We start from the raw sequence: 18,314 nt of genomic DNA, 5'->3' as shown, positions 1-18,314 counted from the left end.
CGGGAAAACGCCGGGCCGCCCAAGGCTTTCCGCCCCGAAGGAAGTTTCCTTGGGGGACGCCCGCTCGGGGGCCTGGCGCGAAGCGGCGGGCCCGGGGGCATTCGAAAGTGCAAACGGGCCCCGGCACGCCGGGGCCCGCGTGAAAGCGGGCGCGCGGCGCTGGCGCGCCGCCGCCCGGCATCATTGCTGCTGAACCGTCAGCTTGTTCGTGACCGACGTCACGCCCTTCACGCCCTTCGCCGCCTCTTCCGCCTTGTCGATCTGTGCCTGGTCGGGCACCGTGCCCTCCAGCAAGATCGCGCCGCCCTTCGAGCGCACGACGATGTTCGCCACGTCGATGCCGCCGGCCTTCGTAATGGCCTTGCGCACCGCGTAGCCGAGCTGGCGGTTGGCCTTCTTCGCGGCCTTGGCCGCCGCCTTCGGCGAGCTCGCTGCCGCGGCCGGCGCTTCGGTGGCCGCCGCATCGCTCGACTGCGCGTACACGCTGCCCGTCAGACAGGCCGCCACGGCCGCAACACCCAACGCTCTCAACACGATCGACTTCATGCTATCTCCTTGTAACTCCGGACCGGCCGTGCACAGTACGGCCGGATACCCCCAAAGGCAGCCGGCCCGCGCGCGAACGGGCGGGACGGCCGATGATTTCCACGGCGATGCGAGAGAGGCGACACGGGCCGGCGGCCGGCGCGCGCGTATGCGGGCCGGCCGGGCCGGACAGCCGCCGGCCGGGCGCGCCCGGTCTCATAACGTGCCGGGTCGTGCGCGAATCGGGCGCGGCTGCGTCGCACAATGTAATCCAGCGCCAGCCGAAGCGCAAAGCTTTTGACGCGTGGCCGCCCGCCATCCGCCCGCGCGCGCGCGTGTCCGCCGCCGCGCGACGGCGCCGGACTCGCGCACGCCGGGCGAAACCGGGTACCATCGCCGCCAGAACGCGCATCGCATGCCTTGTCCGCGACGGCCGTCATCGCTGCGTCACGCCCGTGTCATCCGCCGACTCCATGAAGCCAGCCCGCCCCCGCCCGCCCCGCCGCATCCTCGCCCGCTTCGTCGCGGTGTCGTGGCGCGACCTCGCGCTGTCGATCGGCCCCACCGTGCTGCTCGCGGTCGCGGCGGTCTGGTTCGCGGTCAAGCTGATCCAGCCGGCGCCGCCGTCCACGCTCGTGATTTCGTCCGGCCCGCCCGGCAGCACCTACTGGAACGCCGCGCAGAAATACAAGGCGATCCTCGCGAAGAACGGCGTCACGCTCGACGTCCAGTCATCCGAAGGATCCGCGCAGAACCTCGCGCGGCTGTCGAATCCGGACGCGCCGGTCGACGTCGGCTTCGTGCAGAGCGGCATCGGCCCGAAGGAGCGCGATGAACACCTGGTCTCGCTCGGCAGCATCGGCTACGTGCCGCTCGCGATCATGTACCGCGGGCCGGTGGTCGCGCGCCTGTCCGACTTCAAGGGCAAGCGGCTCGCGCTCGGCGCGGAAGGCAGCGGCGCGCGCGAATTGAGCCTGGCGCTGCTGAAGATGAACGGCATCGTGCCGGGCGGCTCGACCGAGCTGCTGCCGACCGCCGGCGAGGACGCCGCGGCCGCGCTGCTCGACGGCAAGATCGACGCCGCGTTCCTGTCCGGCGACTCGACGCAGATCCCGGTGATGGCGAAGCTGTTCCGCGCGCCCGGCGTGCACGTGTACTCGTTCACGCAAGCCGAGGCCTACGCGCGGCGCTTTCCGTACCTGACCGCGATCACGCTGCCGATGGGCGTCTACGATCTCGGCCTCAACCTGCCGCCCGCCGACATCCACACGGTCGCGCCGACGATCGAGCTGGTCGCGCGCGATACGCTGCACCCCGCGCTGTCCGACCTGCTGATCGAGGCCGCGCGCGAAGTGCACGGCCACGCGACGATCCTGCAGCACGCGGGCGAATTCCCGTCGGCCGTCACGCGCGGCTTCCCGCTGTCCGACGACGCGGGGCGCTATTACAAGTCGGGCAAGTCGTTCCTGTACCGGCGGCTGCCGTTCTGGGTCGCGAGTCTCGTCGACCGGCTGCTCGTCGTCGTGGTGCCGCTGATCGTCGTGCTGATCCCCGGGCTGCGGCTGGTGCCGTCGCTGTACGGCTGGCGCGTGCGTTCGCGCATCTACCGCTGGTACGGCGCGCTGATCGCGCTCGAGCGCCGCGCGCTCGGCGAGCATACGGCCGAAGAGCGCGTCCAGCTGCTCGACGAACTCGACGACATCGAGGAAGCCGTGAACCGGATGAAGATGCCGCTTGCGTACGCGGGGCAGTTCTACGTGCTGCGCGAGCACATCGGCTTCGTGCGCGAGCGGCTCACCGCGCACGATCACGACACCGCATCGGTCACGCCGGGCACACCCGGCGCCGGCGGCCGTGCAGCGGCGCGCGGCGGCGCGGCGGCGCCGGCCGGCGAGCCCCCCCGGGCGACTCCCGGTTCCGCATGAGCGGCCGATCCGCGATCATTGCTGCATCCGCGCGGTTGCATCCGCGCGCCGCCACGTAACATGAAGGCCGCCGCCAGGCGCGCACGCCCCACCCTCTGGAGATCGCCATGACAACCGGCCTCGACACTGCCCAGCCTGCCTGGTTCTTCGACTTCGTGTCGCCGTTCTCCTACCTGCTGCTCGAACAGCACGACAAGTGGCCCGACGTGCCGTTCGACCCCGTCGCCGTGTCGCTGCCCGACCTGCAGCGCCACTGGGGGCAGCGCCCGAGCGCCGACGTGCCGGCCAAGCGCGTGTTCACGTACCGCCACGCGCTGTTTCGCGCCGAACAGCTCGGCATCCGCTTCAAGATGCCGCCCGCGCATCCGTTCGACTCCGACAAGGTGCTGCGCCTCGCGATCGCGCTGCGCGCCGACATCGCGACCGTGCTGGAAATGTTCCGCTTCATCTGGCACGACGGCAACGATCCGTCGACGCCGGACGGGTTCGCGGCGCTGTGCGAGCGCGTCGGCGTCGGGCATGGCGACGAGCTGATCGAATTCGAGGAGACGAGCGCGCAGTTGCGCCGCAACACCGACGACGCGATCGCGCTCGGCGTGTTCGGCGTACCGACCTTCTGGATGAACCAGCAGCTGTTCTGGGGCGAGGACGCGCTGCCGATGGTGCTGTACTGCGCGCGCACGCCGAACTGGCTCGAGTCGCGCGAGGTCAAGCGGATCAGCGTGCTGCCGAAGGGGCGCACCTGATGGCCGGTATCACGCACGGCAACGTGCGGCTGCGGTAAGGTTACGCTTCTCCCGAACACCGCTCGCCGATGGAAGACGACGATCGTACCGCCTCGCTCGATATCTGGCTCGTGCGCGTATTGCGCACGCTGCTGCTCGAGCGCAGCGTCACGCAGGCCGCGCTGCGGCTGAACCAGACCCAGCCCGCGATCAGCACCGCGCTGCGCAAGCTGCGCGAGACGCTGAACGACCCGATTCTCGTGCGCGGCAAATCCGGGATGGTGCCGACCGAGTACGGCGCGTCGCTGCTCGGTGCCGCGTCGCGCGCGCTGCGCGAGGTCGACTTCATCGCGACGCCGCACGGGGACTTCGATCCATCGTCCGCGCGGCGCACGTTCCGCGTCGCCGCGCCCGACTACCTGAACGATTTCTTCATGCCGACGCTGATCGAGCGCTTTCGCGACGCGGCGCCGCATGCGCATCTGGAAATCGACTCATTGAATCCCGCGCTCGATCACGCGGAGGCGCTCGAATCGGGCGCGCTCGATCTCGTGATCGGCAACTGGCCGAAGCCCGACCCGCGGTTCGCGCGCCAGGACCTGTTCTCCGACACGATCGTGTGCCTGATGCGCGACGCGCATCCGCTCGCCCGCGAACCGCTCACGCGCGAAGCGTACGCGTCGGCCGCGCACGTCGCGCCGACGCCGTACACCGGCGACAAGCGCAACGCGATCGAGATCGGCCTCGCCCGCGCCCGCCTCACGCGACGGATCGTGACGACGCTGCCGTACTTCGGCATCGTGCCGCAGGTGCTGCTGCAGTCGGACCTGATCTTCACGACGACGCGCCGCTTCGCGACGCACTACGCGCAGCTGCTGCCGCTCGTCGTCGTCGCGCCGCCCGTGCCGTTCCCGCGCATCAAGAGCTACCTGCTCACGCACCCGCACCCCGATCGCCCGACCGACATCGCGTGGCTGTGTGCGCTGATGCAAAGCGTGTCCGACGAGCTGACGGCCGCACGCGGCCGCAAGCGCTGAAGCGGCGCTGAACCCCCGCGGAATCGCCCGCGCACGATCACGCGGCGCGGCCGCTCAGGCCGTGCAGAAGGTTTCCTGCAGATGGGTCCAGCGCACGACGCCTGCCGCGTCGCGCGCGAACACGGCGGTCGCGCGACGCGCGGGCAGTTCGCCCGACGCCGCCTGCTGCGCTTCGAGATAGGTGAGCACCGCATGCGACGCGTCTGCCGCGAGCACGCGGATGTCCGACAGCGTGATGCGCAGCCCCGGCTTCGCGCCGCCGAGCTTCGCGAACAGCGCGCGCGTGTCATCGCGGTCGAACGCGCGACCGTCGGTCATGATCATCGTGAATTCGGCGGAGAAAGGCGCGAGCAGCGCATCGAGCGCCGCGGGGGAAGTATCGGCGCCGGAGAGCCAGCGCTCGATGACGACGAGGCTCGCATCGAGCGCGTCGAGATAGACCTGATGATCGGACATGGTGCCTGCACGAAAGGACGCGCGGCCCGCTGCCGCGCGATCCGTGCAGTGTAGGCAAAAACGCGCGGACGTGGGTCGGGCGTGCCGGCCCTGATCGTTACCGCGCGCAGCGCGCGTCGTCGCGCAAGCGCCCCGCCGCGGCTGCCTTCGCGTCGGCCACCGGCATGCCCGAGCGGGCCTGCAGCAGTTCCGCGCAGACGGCCACCGCGATCGCGCCGGGCGCCTTGTCGACGATGCCCGCGACGCCGATCGGACATACCATCTCGGTGAGCCGCGCCGGATCGACGCCGCGCGCGGCGAGCCGGCGCTCGAACTTCACGCGCTTGGTACGCGAACCGATCATCCCGAAGTACGCGAAGTCGCGCCGCCGCATGATCTGCACGGCGAGCGAGAAGTCGAGCGCGTGGTTGTGCGTCATCACGAGGAAGTACGCGCCGGGCGGCGCCGCGTCGACGACGGCCTCGGGTATGTCGGTCGGCTCCGGCTGCACGTTCGGCGGGCATTCGTCCGGGAACAGCTCGTCGCGCGTATCGACCCACTGCACGACGCACGGCAATGCGCCGAGCAGCGTGACGAGCGCATGGCCGACGTGCCCCGCGCCGAACAGCACGATGTGCATCGGCGCGGGCGTACCGGTCGCGCGGTTGCGCTGGCCGGTACCCTGCGCGAATGCCGGGGTCGTCGCGGTGCGAAACGAACGTGCAGGCCCGTTCATCTCAACCTGCCTGACCGGCGCGCGCAGCACGCACCGCAGTGATCGCGCGCAGGATCGACTCGCCGGTGGCTGGCGCGTCGAGCGGCGGATTCACCCGGTAGTCGCCGACCGCGGCAATCGCGTCGCGCACCGCGAAGAACACCGAGAACGGCAGCAGCAGCGGCGGTTCGCCGACGGCCTTCGAACGATGGATGCTGTCCTCCACGTTGCGGTTCTGGAACAGCCGCACGTTGAATTCGGGCGGCGTGTCGTTGACCGTCGGGATCTTGTACGTGGACGGCGCATGCGTCATCAGCTTGCCGCCCTTGTTCCACCACAGCTCCTCGGTCGTGAGCCAGCCCATCCCCTGGATGAACGCGCCTTCGACCTGGCCGATGTCGAGTGCCGGGTTCAGCGATGCGCCCACGTCGTGCAGCGCGTCGACGCGCAGCGTGCGCATCTCGCCCGTCAGCGTGTCGATCACGACCTCCGACACGGCCGCGCCGTACGAGTAGTAGTAGAACGGCCTGCCCTGCAGCTTCGACTGATCCCAGTACAGCTTCGGCGTCGCGTAGAAGCCGTCGGACCACAGCTGCACGCGCGCGAGATACGCCTTCGCGATCACCTCGCCGAACGGCACGCTCGCGCCGCCGATCCACACGAAGTCGTTGCCGAACTTCACGTCGGCCGCATCGACCTTGCCGTCGCCGAACTGCTTCGCCGCGAACGCCGCGAGGCGCTCGCGCAGCTGGCGCGCCGCATCCTGCGCGGCCTTGCCGTTCAGGTCGGAGCCCGTCGACGCAGCCGTCGCGGACGTGTTCGCGACCTTGCTCGTGTCGGTCGCCGTCACGCGGATCCGGCCGAAGCGGATGCCGAGCTCGTGCGCGACGACCTGCGCGACCTTCGTGTTGAGCCCCTGCCCCATCTCCGTGCCGCCGTGGTTCACGAGCACCGAGCCGTCGGTGTAGATGTGCACCAGCGCGCCGGCCTGGTTGAAGTGCGTGACGTTGAACGCGATGCCGAACTTCACCGGCGTGAGCGCGATGCCCTTCTTCAGCACCGTGTTGCGTGCGTTGAATTCGCGCACGCCCGCGCGCCGCGCGCGGTAGTCGCTCGTCGCCTCGAGTTCGCCGAGCAGTTCGTGCAGCACGTTGTCCTCGACCGTCTGCCCGTAAGGCGTCACGTTGCGCTCGGTCTTGCCGTACAGGTTCGCGTAGCGCACGTCGAGCGAATCGCGGCCGAGCGCGCGCGCGACGTCGTCGAGGATGTACTCGATCGCGAACGCGCCCTGCGGCCCGCCGAAGCCGCGGAACGCGGTGTTCGACTGCGTGTTGGTCTTGCCGCAATAGCCGGCGATGTCGACGTCGCCGAGCCAGTACGCGTTGTCGAAGTGGCACACCGCGCGCGTCATCACCGGGCCCGACAGGTCCGCCGAGAAGCCGCAGCGCGACGTCATGTCGAGCGCGACGCCGTCGAGGCGGCCGTCGTCGTCGTAGCCGACGTCGAAGCGGTAGTGGAAGTCGTGCCGCTTGCCGGTGATCATCATGTCGTCGTCGCGGTCCGGACGCAGCTTCACCGGACACAGCAGCTTCCACGCGGCGAGCGCCGCGCAGCATGCGAACAGGCCCGACTGCGATTCCTTGCCGCCGAACCCGCCGCCCATCCGGCGGCATTCGACCAGCACGTTGTGCGACGCGACGCCGAGCACGTGCGCGACGAGGTGCTGCATCTCGCTCGGGTGCTGCGTCGAGCAGTACACGTGCATCCCGTCGTCGTCCTTCGGCACCGCGTACGCGATCTGCCCTTCCAGGTAGAACTGCTCCTGGCCGCCGAGCAGCATCTCGCCCGACTCGCGATGCGGCGCGGCGGCGAGCCGCGCGGCCGCGTCGCCGCGCGCGAGTTTCAGCGGCGGGATCACATAGGTTTCGGCCTGGCGCGCTTCCTGCGCGGTCAGGATCGCGGGCAGCTCCTCGTAGTCAACCTGCGCGCGGCGCGCGGCGAGCCGCGCGGTTTCGTGCGACGTCGCGACGACGATGAACATCGGCTGGCCGACGAACTGCACGATGCCTTTGGCGAGTACCGGATCGTCGTGGATGATCGGGCCGCAATCGTTGACGCCGGGGATGTCGTCGGCAGTGAACACGGCGACCACGCCGGGCGTCGCGCGCACCGCGTCGAAGTTCATCGACACGATCTTCGCGTGCGGCTTCGCGGACAACCCGAGCGCCGCATGCAGCGTGCCCGCGACGAGCGGGATGTCGTCGGTGTAGGTCGCGCGCCCGCTCACGTGCAGGTGCGCGGATTCGTGCGCGCGCGAGACGTGCACCTGCGCGGCGTCGGCCTGCGGGTCGAGGGTGTTCAGGAACGGTTCTGCTTGCTGGTTCATGTTCGGTGTTCTCCCTCGTCAGACGCGCGCCGCGTCGTCGGCAACTTCGGCGGCCACTTCACGCACGTTCAGCGCCTGCGGCGGCAGCGGGTCGTGCGGGCGCGTCTCCAGCCAGAATCGGTACATCAGGTTCTTCGCGGTATCGAGGCGATACGCGCTCGTCGCACGCATGTCGGTGAGCGGCTGATAGTCGCGCTCGAGCGCCTGCATCGCGGCCTGCGCGCTGGCTTCGTGCCACTGCGCGCCGTCGAGCAGGCTTTCCGTATGCGTCGCGCGCTTCGGCGTCGCGGCCATCCCGCCGAACGCGATGCGCGGCTCGCGGATCAGCTCGCCGTCCGCGATGAACGCGAACGCCGCGCACACCGCCGAAATGTCGGAGTCGAAGCGCTTCGACAGCTTGTAGGTGCGGAACTGCAGCTTCGCGCGCGCGCCGGTGCGGGTCGGCACCTTCAGGCCGACGACGAATTCGTGCGGCGCCATGTCCTTTTGCTGATAGCCGGTGTAGAGCGCCTCGAGCGGCAGCTCGCGCACCGTGTCGCCGCCGCGCAGCACGACCCGCGCGCCGAGCGCGATCAGGCCCGGCATCGAGTCGCCGATCGGCGAGCCGTTCGCGACGTTGCCGCCGATCGTCCCCGCGTTGCGGATCGGCAGCGACGCGAAGCGCTTCCACATTTCGGTCAGTTCCGGATACGTGCCGGCGAGTGCCGCATAGCCGTCCTCGACCGTCACGCCCGCGCCGATCTCGATCCAGTCGTCGCCGTGCACGATTTGCTGCAGTTCAGCGATCTGGCCGACGTAGATCAGGTCGTCGAGGCGACGCATCTGCTTGGTGACCCACAGGCCGATGTCGGTACTGCCGGCGAGCAGCCGTGCATCCGGGCGCTCGACCTTCAGCGCGGCCAGCGCGTCGAGCGTGCGCGGCGCGGCGAAGCGCGCGCCGTCGAGCGTCGTGTAGTCGAACGTGTCGTCACGCTTGAGCGACGCGAGCGTGCGGGCCAGCGCGGCCGTATCGACCGGTGCCGTGGGCGCCGGCGCACCGAACATCTGCACGGCCGCATCGACGATCGGGCGATAGCCGGTGCAGCGGCACAGGTTGCCGGTGAGTGCATCGGCAATCTCGGTGCGCGTCGGCACGTCCTTCGCCTTCGCGCACGTGCCGGCGCAGCCTTCATGGCCGTGCTTCTCGTACAGCGCCCACATCGACATCACGAAACCGGGCGTGCAGAACCCGCATTGCGAGCCGTGGCAATCGACCATCGCCTGCTGCACCGGATGCAGCGAACCGTCCGGCTGGCGCAGGTCTTCCACCGTCAACAGCGCCTTGCCGTCGAGCGTGGGCAGGAACTGGATGCAGGCATTGACGGCCTTGAACGCGACCGTACCCGTGTCGGTCAGCTCGCCGACGACGACCGTGCACGCGCCGCAGTCGCCTTCCGCGCAGCCTTCCTTGGTGCCGGTGCAGTGCGCATCCTCGCGCAGGTACTGCAGCACGGTGCGGGTGACGTCCGCGCCGCTGACTTCGCGGACCGCGTGACGATGGTAGAAGCGGATCGGCTCACTCATGTCTCTATCGTTCTTCCGGTGGGGGCAAGGCGGCCTGCGCGGGGCGCTCGACCGACGTTTCTCTGACAGTTTGCACGCTATCACCGTCAAATTCCGCAACCCATAGCCCATCACGCATGGGGCCCATATAACTGCCGCGATATGCGCGCCGCGGCCGCCCGGCAGGCGTCGGGCGCGTTGCCCGGCCTGGGTTCCGGCCTGCCCGCAGCGGTCCGTCAGCCATTCTTCGACGATGAAAATGGGTCGCGATTAACTAAATGGTACCTGCGTGAAAACCGGTTCCATGGGAAAATCCCGATTCCGTTTTTCGCCGCTTTCCGTTCCGTTTCGCCCATTCGATCCGACCCCATGTCAACCGATTCCGCCACACCGCCGCGCAGCGGGTTTGCCGTCACGCTGCAAATCGTGTCCGTCGTCTGTTTCACGTTCATCTGCTACCTGACCATCGGCCTGCCGCTCGCGGTGCTGCCGGGCTTCGTCCATGACGACCTCGGCTTTTCCGCGATCGTCGCGGGCGGCGCGATCAGCGTCCAGTATTTCGCGACGCTCGCGTCGCGCCCGCTCGCCGGGCGCTTCGCCGATACGCTCGGGCCGAAGCAGACGGTGCTGCGCGGGCTGATCGGCTGCGGCGTGTCGGGCGTGCTGCTGCTCGTCGCGCTGCTGCTGGCCCACTGGCCGGTCGCGAGCCTCGTGCTGCTGGTCGCGAGCCGGCTCGTGCTCGGCGTCGGCGAGAGCCTGTGCGGCACCGGTGCGATCCTGTGGGGCATCGGGCGGGTCGGCGTCGCGCACAACGCGAAGGTGATCTCGTGGAACGGCATCGCGACCTACGGGGCGCTCGCGCTCGGCGCGCCGGTCGGCGTCGCGATCGCGCACACGCTGAATCCGGCGCTGATCGGCGTGATCGTGATCGCGCTCGCCGCGATCGGCTTCTATCTCGCGCGCCTGATCGCTTCCGTGCCGCTCGTGCACGGCGAACGGATGTCGTATGCGAGCGTGTTCACGCGCGTGCTGCCGCACGGCCTCGGCCTCGCGCTCGGCTCGGCCGGCTTCGGCTCGATCGCGACCTTCGTCACGCTGTACTACGCGGCGCGCCACTGGCCGAACGCCGCGCTGTCGCTGACCGTGTTCGGCACGCTGTTCATCGGCGCGCGGCTGCTGTTCGCGAACACGATCAAGACCCACGGCGGCTTCCGCGTCGCGATCGTGTCGTTCGCGTTCGAATGCTCGGGCCTCTTGCTGCTGTGGCTCGCGCCCGTGCCGCACGTCGCGCTCGTCGGCGCCGCGCTGACCGGCTTCGGCTTCGCGCTGATCTTCCCGGCGCTCGGCGTCGAGGCCGTGGCGCTCGTCCCGCCGGCGAGCCGCGGCGCGGCGCTGTCCGCGTATTCGGTGTTTCTCGACCTGTCGCTCGGCATCACGGGCCCGCTCGCCGGCTATGTGGCCGGTGCGTTCGGTTATCCGCAGGTGTTCCTGTTCGCGGCGGTGGCCGCGGCGGCCGGCGTCGCGCTGTCGATGGTGCTGTACCAGCGGCAGGCGCGGCTCGCGGGGAGCGGCGCGGCGGCTTGAGTCGTGCTGCCGCGCGCGCAACGCCGTTCAACGCAGCAACACGTTGAAGTCGCGCAATACGCGGACGGCTTGAGGATGACGCCGGAGCGGAACGGCGTCCCGGAGCGAGAGCTTGGGTTCGGCACGATCGAAGAGCACGAGGGCTTCCGACGTGTTCAGATGGCGCGACATGTACAGAAAGCCGTCGACCCGCCGCTGATGCCGGTGGACGGCCAGCGACCACTGCTGCGGAACGTCGTACGGCACGATCGTCGACAACGCACCGTCGCCGCCAAGGTTCTTCAGCGGCAAGCCATGCAGGACGGCCACGGCCAACGGCGCACCGTCGAATGAAAGCACGTACCGATCGAGCTCGGTCGTGACGAGCGGGAAACCGCCCAGCACCAGATCGGCGACTTCGTCGTGCAGCACCGTCTCCGCGAATGCGCAATGCAGATCGAAACCGAAATAGCTGGTGCCGAACCGCCGCCGCGGCCGCGGATCGTCGAAGCGGTTGCCGCCGGACTTGCCGAAGTACGGCTCGCCGGTTGCGAATCGCGAGATCCGGACCAGCGCCGCAGGCGCCACCTCGCGGATCGTGAGCGTCGCGCTCGCGAAATGCTTCCCCGGCACCGTCAACACCCGCGCCTCCTAGCGTCCCGCAAACGCTGCGGCCGCACGCTCGACCTCGTCAAGCTTCCCGCGCGACAGCGCGACCAGCGGCGTGACGTTGCCGAGTGACGCCTTGGGTGTCATGAAGAACTGCCATTTGCTCCATCCCGGCAAGGCTCCGAGACGCTGAGTCACCTTCCCGAGCGTCTTGCGATCGATGTCGCCCGCCAGATAGAACGCCGGGTAGTACTGCGCGGCGCCGACGTCGACCGTGAAGATGCGCCCCGACGCCACCGCCTTGCTGAGCGCCTGCCGCGTCATGCCGAGCTCCGTCCAGATCCGTGCGGCCGGCAACAGCCTGCCGTCGGCAACCAGCGCGTGTCGTTCAGCCTGCGCGTGCCGCTCCAGATCGGCGACGGTGACGCCGGTGCGCGTATCGGCCGCCCCCTTCTTCCGGCCGGACGGCTTCCTGTCGCGCGTCGCGGCGGCCGCGATACCGAACGTGATCGTGCCGGCCAGATCGATGACCTGCGCGATGCCTACCTTGAACAGGTGCCCAAGTTGCTCGTCCGACAGCCTGAGCAGCGCACGGGCGCGATCCGGCCCGAGCATGGTTGCCGCGCCGACGGCGCTGCGCAGCGCCTCCTCGGTCTCGATATCGAGAACCGTGGCCGAACCTTCGAGCGCGTGAGCGTGCGTGACCATCATCACCTCCTGATGCAACCGGAGGATCAAGCCTAGTCCCGATTCGAAATCAAGTCAACCAAGTCAACTTTTCCGCGCAATGTCCGGAGAGTGCCTGATGCCCCGGTCAAGCCGTGCGCAGGAACAACCGGCGCGTCAGGTCGAACGCAACGAGATTGCCGGCCAGCACGAGCAGCAGCCCGATCACCGCGAGCGGCGACCACTGGTAGCCCTCGAAGACCGTCGACACGGCCAGCGCGACGATCGGGAACAGCACCGTGCAGTACGCGGCGCGCTCCGGCCCGATCCGCCCGACGAGCGTCAGGTACGCGGTGAACCCGATCACCGAGCCCGGCACGGCCAGATAGACGAGCGCGCCGAGATAGCGCGGGCTCGGGTCGATCATGAACGGCAACCCGGCCACCGCACTGCCGACCGTCAGGATCGCCGCGCCGATCAGCATCGCCCAGCCGTTGGTCGCGAGCGGATGCAGCCCCATCGATTGCATCCGGCTCGACAGCAGGTTGCCGGCCGAGAAGCACATCGTGCCCGCGAACGCGATCGCGAGGCCCGTCCAGGTCGCGTGATCGTCGAGGTGGCCGGCCATCTGCTGCCAGAACAGGCAGGCGATGCCGGTCAGCCCGAGCAGCGCGCCGGCAATCGCGGACGGCCGCAGCGGGCGGCCCATGAACAGCCGGCCGTTGATCGAATTCAACAGCGGCGCGGTCGAGAAGATCACCGCGACGAGGCCGCTCGGCACGACCTGCTCCGAGTAGTAGAAGCACAGGAAATTCAGGCAGAACAACGCGAAGCCCTGCGCGACGAGGTAGCGCCACGCCTCGCGCGGCGGACGCACCGGCCGGCGCATCACGCGCAGCAGCGCGAACAGCACGGCGGCCGCGAGCCAGAAGCGCCACGCGATCGACACGGGCGGCGGCACGGCGCCGAGCTGCCATTTGATCGCGATCCAGGTGGTGCCCCAGATCAGCACGGTGACGAAATAAAGCGACAGGTTCATGGCGGCAACGAAGCGAAACGAGTGAAACGGACTCAGACTGTGCCGCCGCCCCGCCCGCGCGGATTGTCCGGAATTGCGGTCTTTTTCGGGCGGCCGCACGGCGCGCCGCGCGCGCGCTTATACTCGTCGCACCATGAGTCCGCCCCTGTACGCCCCGCCCGCCGATCACGCCGCCGCCCTTGCCGGCGGTGCGATGCCGTTCGGCCTGCACTCGGTGTGCCGCACGCTCGCCGAGGCGAACGCGACGCTCGAGCGCTTCACGTGGCTCGGCGATCATCTCGCGATCGCCGAATGGACGCGCATCACCGACGAAAGCGAGACGATCTACGAACAGCCGGGCCACCACACGCTGTCGTGCTATCTAGACGGCGGCTACCGGACGGAGCGCGAACGCGTGCCGCGCTACGGCGCGCCGAGCCTGCTGTGCGCACTGCCGGGCGACCATGAATCGCGCTGGTGGGTGCGCGGCGAGATGCACTTCATCCACCTGTACTTCCTGCCCGAGCACTTCACGCAGCGCGCGATCCGCGAACTCGATCGCGAGCCGCGCGAGCTGAAGCTCGCCGACCGCACCTATTTCGAGGATGCGCGCGTCGCGGCGCAGTTCCGTTCGCTTGCGCTGGAGCGCTGGGACGATGCCGACGGGCGGCTGCGCGTGAACGAAGCCGCGCACGACGTATTGAGCCTGCTGCTGCGCGGCCAGAGCACGACGCGCACCGACGTGCCGTTCCGCGGCGGACTCGCGCCGGCCGTGCGCCGCCGCGTGCGCGACTACATCGACAGCTACCTGTCGCAGCCGCTGACGCTCGGCGAACTGGCAGAGGTCGCCGCGCTGTCCGAATACCACTTCTCGCGGATGTTCCGGCTGTCGTTCGGCCGCGCGCCGCACGCATGGGTGGCCGAGCAGCGGCTCGCGCGGGCGCGCCTGCTGCTGCGCACGACGGCGCTGCCGCTCGCGCAGGTCGCGGCCGAATGCGGCTACGCGAACGCCGGCCACTTCAGCCATCGCTTTCGCGACGCGCACGGCACGACGCCGAACGCGTACCGGCGCGCGATGCAGGGCGGCTGAGCCCCGCGCGCACCTTCAACGTGCCGGCTGGCGCAGCGCACCCGGCACGCTTCGCCGTCTCCCTGCTTACGCGCCTCGCTGCGACAATTCCTGCTCGAGCGCGGCCACGCCGGCCGGCAGGTCCACCGGCACCTTCAGGTCGATCATCGTGCGGCCGAACGCGTGCAGCGTGCGGAACAGGTTGTGTTCGCGACACTGTTCGCCCATCTGCCCGATCCGCACGATCGGCAGCCCGAACGAGCCCGAGATCTCGACCTGGTACTGCTTCGAGATATGGCCGCACACCATCCCGGGCGTGAGCCCTTCGGGCGTCTCGATCCCGACCACCGAATTGAGCCGGCAGTCCTTCGGCGCATAGAGCGCGAGCCCCATCGCCTCGACGCCCGCCTGCAACGCGAGCGAGCAGCGCAGGTGGCGCGCGAAGCGGCTTTCGAGCGTCTCCGCGCAGACGAGCCGCAGCGCCTCGTGCAGCGCGAGCACGCCCGACACCGGCGCCGTGTAGTGGTAGCCCGCGTTGTGCCAGAAGTTCTCCGCGAGCGCCATGTCGAGGCACCAGTGCGCGTTCGGTTCCGGCCGCTGCTTCATCCGGTCCCACGCGGCGTCCGAGAACGCGATCAGCGATACGCCGGGAATCGACGACAGCCCCTTCTGGCCGCCCGTGATCACCGCATCGATGCCCCACGCGTCCATCTCGAGCGGCATCGTCGACAGCGTGCACACCGCGTCGACGACGACCAGCGCGCCGGCCGCCTTCGCGAGCGCCGCGATGTCGCGCAGCTCGCGGTTCCACACGGTGTTCGACGTCTCGCCCTGCACGATCGTGACGATCTCGGGCCGCTCGCGCGCGATCGCGTCCGCGATCTCGTCGAGGCTCGCGACCGAGCGGTCGGCCACTTCGAGCGTGGCGACGTCGGCGCCGACGCGCGTGGCCATCTCGGCCATCCGCGCGCTGAAGAAGCCGTTGCGGATCGACAGCACGCGCGTGCCGCGCCACGCGAGGTTCGAGATCGCCATTTCCATCGCGGCGGAACCGGGGCCGGCGACGCCGAGCACCCACTTCGTGCGGGTCTGGAACACGTAGCGCGCCATCTCCTTCACCTGCTCGATGATCTTCGCCATCGTCGCGCCGAGGTGGTTGATCACGATCGTGTTCGCCTTCGCGACGGCGGCCGGGATCGGGACCGGGCCGGCCCCCATCATCAGCAGCGGTTCTTCGGGCAGGATCGCGTCGAGCGGCACGACGACGGGACAGGGAATCGGCGAGTAATCGATGGACATGGCTGGTAAAAGAGGAACGGAGAAAACGCTCGGACGTCGTTCGCCGCACGGCACGGCGAACTGATCGATCATTCCGCGTTCCGCGCCCGTGCGCAAGAGGCACGCGCGCCCGGACAGCGTGACGCTGGCCCGGTCGACGGACCGGGCCAGCCTGCCGCGCCCGCGCCGCACGACCGGGTTTCGTATTGCCGCGGCATTGCCGGCCGCATGCGAAACGGTTCCACCGGACGATCGATGCCCGCGATTTTCTCCGGCAATATTGAGACGCGCATCCTGACGCCCGAGTTCAGCATGCCGCATGCATCTACCGGAATACCGGTCACCACGACAAAAATCGCGCGACTGGCATCGGCACACGAAAACCAGACTGGCACAAAAACATCCACTATCGCAGCATCTATTGGTGAGCGATTTCACCCATTACCGCACGACGTCGCATCTAGACCGAATCAACATGTTGATTTATATGAGTAATATTAAAATACAAGGCGGACCTTCCGAATACACACCGGACTAACCCAGGTGCATGCCAGCGCCCCCGATCCGTTAAATCGATACCCGCGATTTCGATTTTACGCAAGCCGCCCCTTTTCTCAGGTTGACGATATCGCTTCCGTAATGAACAATCGTCTGCAGAATCGAAAACCGATTTTTCGAGACGAACGAGACCCGGGGGTTGCGCGACGGTTTTCCAGGTCGTTTGACGAGAAATCCCAACCAAAATCAATCAACCGGGCCAGAAATTCGCGAGCCATGAACCAGATTCAGACCATGCGTGTGTTCGTCTGCGTCGCCGAGCAGCAGAGCTTCCGGCGGGCGGCGCACCATCTAGGCGTGTCCAACGCGCTCGTCACGCGCTCGATCGCGATGCTCGAGTCTCACCTGAACACGCGGTTGATCCACCGCACCACGCGCAACCTGTCGCTGACCGAGGCCGGCCTGCGCTACCTCGACGGCTGCCGTGCGCTGCTCGAGGAATTCGACCACCTCGAGGCATCCGTCGCGCACGCCGTGCGCGAGCCGGCCGGCACGCTGCGCGTCGTCGCATCGGGCCTGCTGTCGCCGCTCGCGCTGACGCCGCTCGTCAGCAGTTTCCGGCACCGCTACCCCGAATTGCGCGTGCAGCTCACCGTCGCCGAGGGGCCGCTCGACGTGCTCGATTCGGGCTACGACGTCGGCATCGTGACCGGCAACCGGCTCGACGGCAACCCGACGCTGATCGGCCACGCGCTCACGCCGAACCCGTTCGTCGCCTGCGCGGCGCCCGCCTATCTCGAACGGCGCGGCGAGCCGCGCGCACCCGACGACCTGCCGGGCCACGACTGGGTCGCGCTCGCGCCGCACCAGCATGCGCCCGCGTGGCGGCTGGTCGGCCACGACGGCGTCACGCATTCGGTCACGGTGCGCCCGACCTGCACGGTCAACCAGCTGGCGCTCGTGCACGCTGCAACCGTCGCCGGGTCCGGCATCGCGGTACTGCCCGAGCCGAGCGTCGCCGACGCACTCGCCACCGGCACGCTGGTGCGGCTGTTGCCCGCTTACCGGATCGACGACCCGGACGCGCAGCTGTCGCTCGTCTACCCGAACCGCCAGTACGTGCCGGCCCGCACACGCAGCTTCGTCGAGCATGCGCTCGAGCATTTCGGCGCGCAGGCGGCCCGCGAGCGGACCGGCTACGGCTTCCTGCACACGCCCGATCGCGCCGAGATCGTCGCGGGCCGGCAGACGGGCCTGCAGTAAACTGCACGCGACAGCCATCGGAGGTGCAGCGTGCGCGTGATCCTGTTCAGCAGCCGGCAGTACGACGACGAATCGTTCACCGCCGCCAATCGGTCATTCGGTTATCGGCTGCACTTCCAGCCGTCGCACCTCGACGCGGAAACCGCGATCCTCGCGCACGGTTATGAGGTCGTCTGCCCGTTCGTCAACGACACCGTCGACGCGGCCGTGCTCGAACGGCTCGCCGACGGCGGCACGCGCCTGATCGCGCTGCGCTCGGCCGGCTTCAACCATGTCGACCTGGCGGCCGCCGAGCGGCTCGGCATCGCGGTCGTGCGGGTGCCCGCGTATTCGCCGCATGCGGTCGCCGAACACGCGGTCGCGCTGATCCTCGCGCTCAACCGCCGGCTGCCGCGCGCGGTCGCACGCACGCGCGAAGGCGACTTCTCGCTGAACGGCCTGCTCGGCTTCGACCTGCACGGCAAGACCGTCGGCGTGATCGGCACGGGCCTGATCGGCCGCGTGTTCGCGAAGATCATGATGGGCTTCGGGATGCATGTGCTCGCACATTCGATGCCGCCGTACGACGACGAACTGATCGCGTACGGCGCGCGCTACGTCGAGCTCGACGAACTGCTGCACCATGCCGACATCATCAGCCTGCACTGCCCGCTGCTGCCGTCGACGCACCATCTGATCAACGCGCAGACGCTTGCGCGGATGAAGCACGGTGCGATGCTGATCAATACCGGCCGCGGCGGCCTGGTCGATGCGCCGGCGCTGATCGGCGCGCTCAAGAGCGGCCAGCTCGGCCATCTCGGGCTCGATGTCTACGAGGAGGAAAGCGGCCTCTTCTTCGAAGATCACTCCGACCTGCCGCTGCAGGACGACGTGCTCGCGCGCCTGCTGACGTTCCCGAACGTGATCGTCACGTCGCACCAGGCGTTCTTCACGCGCGAGGCGCTCGCCGAGATCGCGCACACGACGCTGCTGAACATCGAGGCGTGGCACGCCGGCACGCCGACCAACGTCGTCACGACGGGGCGCTGAGCCACGTCGTTCCGCACGGCGTTGGCGGAGC

The 18,314-nt window shown here is 69.0% G+C and carries 16 protein-coding genes; 7 read left to right on the top strand and 9 right to left on the bottom strand.

All coding sequences use genetic code 11. The annotated features are described in order from the left end of the window. Window positions 1–180: 180 nt before the first annotated feature. Window positions 181–546, bottom strand: a complete 366-nt coding sequence (locus tag U5A56_RS01445) for a BON domain-containing protein (protein WP_321920765.1) — start codon at window positions 544–546, stop codon at window positions 181–183. Window positions 547–998: 452 nt separating this feature from the next. On the opposite strand from U5A56_RS01445, the gene U5A56_RS01440 reads away from it, so the two are divergent. The 3 genes from U5A56_RS01440 to U5A56_RS01430 all read left to right on the top strand — a co-directional run bounded on the left by U5A56_RS01440 (window position 999) and on the right by U5A56_RS01430 (window position 4,212). Beyond that, window positions 999–2,450: a TAXI family TRAP transporter solute-binding subunit gene (locus tag U5A56_RS01440; RefSeq protein ID WP_321920764.1), complete on the top strand. Its 1,452-nt coding sequence runs from the start codon at window positions 999–1,001 to the stop codon at window positions 2,448–2,450. Between the two features lie 107 nt (window positions 2,451–2,557). Beyond that, the gene (locus U5A56_RS01435; RefSeq protein ID WP_044844125.1) at window positions 2,558–3,196 is read left to right on the top strand and encodes a 2-hydroxychromene-2-carboxylate isomerase; all 639 of its coding nucleotides are present in this window, start codon (window positions 2,558–2,560) and stop codon (window positions 3,194–3,196) included. Window positions 3,197–3,264: 68 nt separating this feature from the next. Beyond that, a complete protein-coding gene (locus tag U5A56_RS01430; RefSeq protein WP_044844124.1) occupies window positions 3,265–4,212 on the top strand; it encodes a LysR family transcriptional regulator in 948 nt (315 codons plus the stop codon). A gap of 54 nt (window positions 4,213–4,266) precedes the next feature. On the opposite strand, the gene U5A56_RS01425 is transcribed toward U5A56_RS01430, so the two are convergent. From U5A56_RS01425 to xdhA, 4 genes are all read right to left on the bottom strand, one after another. Then, the gene (locus U5A56_RS01425; protein WP_044844123.1) at window positions 4,267–4,668 is read right to left on the bottom strand and encodes a polyketide cyclase; all 402 of its coding nucleotides are present in this window, start codon (window positions 4,666–4,668) and stop codon (window positions 4,267–4,269) included. A gap of 97 nt (window positions 4,669–4,765) precedes the next feature. Continuing rightward, window positions 4,766–5,383 (bottom strand): xanthine dehydrogenase accessory protein XdhC, encoded by a 618-nt coding sequence (gene xdhC / locus U5A56_RS01420; protein WP_321920763.1) that lies wholly within the window; start codon window positions 5,381–5,383, stop codon window positions 4,766–4,768. A gap of 1 nt (window position 5,384) precedes the next feature. Next, window positions 5,385–7,748 carry a xanthine dehydrogenase molybdopterin binding subunit gene (xdhB, locus tag U5A56_RS01415; protein ID WP_321920762.1) on the bottom strand — a complete coding sequence of 788 codons (2,364 nt, stop codon included), beginning with the start codon at window positions 7,746–7,748 and terminating at the stop codon, window positions 5,385–5,387. 18 nt (window positions 7,749–7,766) lie between these two features. Continuing rightward, complete coding sequence (gene xdhA / locus U5A56_RS01410; RefSeq protein ID WP_321920761.1) at window positions 7,767–9,311, bottom strand: xanthine dehydrogenase small subunit; 1,545 nt, start codon at window positions 9,309–9,311, stop codon at window positions 7,767–7,769. 348 nt (window positions 9,312–9,659) lie between these two features. Here xdhA and U5A56_RS01405 point away from each other — a divergent pair, with 348 nt between their 5' ends. Next, a complete protein-coding gene (locus tag U5A56_RS01405) occupies window positions 9,660–10,874 on the top strand; it encodes an MFS transporter (RefSeq protein ID WP_044844119.1) in 1,215 nt (404 codons plus the stop codon). 27 nt (window positions 10,875–10,901) lie between these two features. On the opposite strand, the gene U5A56_RS01400 is transcribed toward U5A56_RS01405, so the two are convergent. From U5A56_RS01400 to U5A56_RS01390, 3 genes are all read right to left on the bottom strand, one after another. Beyond that, window positions 10,902–11,495: an RES family NAD+ phosphorylase gene (locus tag U5A56_RS01400; RefSeq protein WP_321920760.1), complete on the bottom strand. Its 594-nt coding sequence runs from the start codon at window positions 11,493–11,495 to the stop codon at window positions 10,902–10,904. Window positions 11,496–11,504: 9 nt separating this feature from the next. After that, complete coding sequence (locus U5A56_RS01395) at window positions 11,505–12,170, bottom strand: hypothetical protein (RefSeq protein ID WP_415749080.1); 666 nt, start codon at window positions 12,168–12,170, stop codon at window positions 11,505–11,507. A 106-nt stretch (window positions 12,171–12,276) separates the two neighbouring features. After that, window positions 12,277–13,167 carry a DMT family transporter gene (locus U5A56_RS01390; protein ID WP_044844117.1) on the bottom strand — a complete coding sequence of 297 codons (891 nt, stop codon included), beginning with the start codon at window positions 13,165–13,167 and terminating at the stop codon, window positions 12,277–12,279. A 133-nt stretch (window positions 13,168–13,300) separates the two neighbouring features. Between U5A56_RS01390 and U5A56_RS01385 the strand changes: the two genes are divergently transcribed. Further along, complete coding sequence (locus U5A56_RS01385) at window positions 13,301–14,236, top strand: AraC family transcriptional regulator (RefSeq protein ID WP_321920758.1); 936 nt, start codon at window positions 13,301–13,303, stop codon at window positions 14,234–14,236. A gap of 66 nt (window positions 14,237–14,302) precedes the next feature. On the opposite strand, the gene U5A56_RS01380 is transcribed toward U5A56_RS01385, so the two are convergent. Next, window positions 14,303–15,514, bottom strand: coding sequence for a pyridoxal-phosphate-dependent aminotransferase family protein (locus U5A56_RS01380; protein ID WP_124488721.1), 1,212 nt, complete (start codon window positions 15,512–15,514; stop codon window positions 14,303–14,305). Between the two features lie 753 nt (window positions 15,515–16,267). Between U5A56_RS01380 and U5A56_RS01375 the strand changes: the two genes are divergently transcribed. Both U5A56_RS01375 and U5A56_RS01370 read left to right on the top strand, forming a co-directional pair. Further along, a complete protein-coding gene (locus U5A56_RS01375; RefSeq protein ID WP_124571663.1) occupies window positions 16,268–17,254 on the top strand; it encodes a LysR family transcriptional regulator in 987 nt (328 codons plus the stop codon). A gap of 30 nt (window positions 17,255–17,284) precedes the next feature. Further along, complete coding sequence (locus U5A56_RS01370; RefSeq protein ID WP_321920757.1) at window positions 17,285–18,283, top strand: 2-hydroxyacid dehydrogenase; 999 nt, start codon at window positions 17,285–17,287, stop codon at window positions 18,281–18,283. The last annotated feature ends 31 nt before the right edge of the window (window positions 18,284–18,314 follow it).

Source organism: Burkholderia sp. BCC1998 (assembly GCF_905339875.1).
GTDB lineage: Bacteria > Pseudomonadota > Gammaproteobacteria > Burkholderiales > Burkholderiaceae > Burkholderia.
This window is presented reverse-complemented; position numbering and strand designations above follow the sequence as displayed.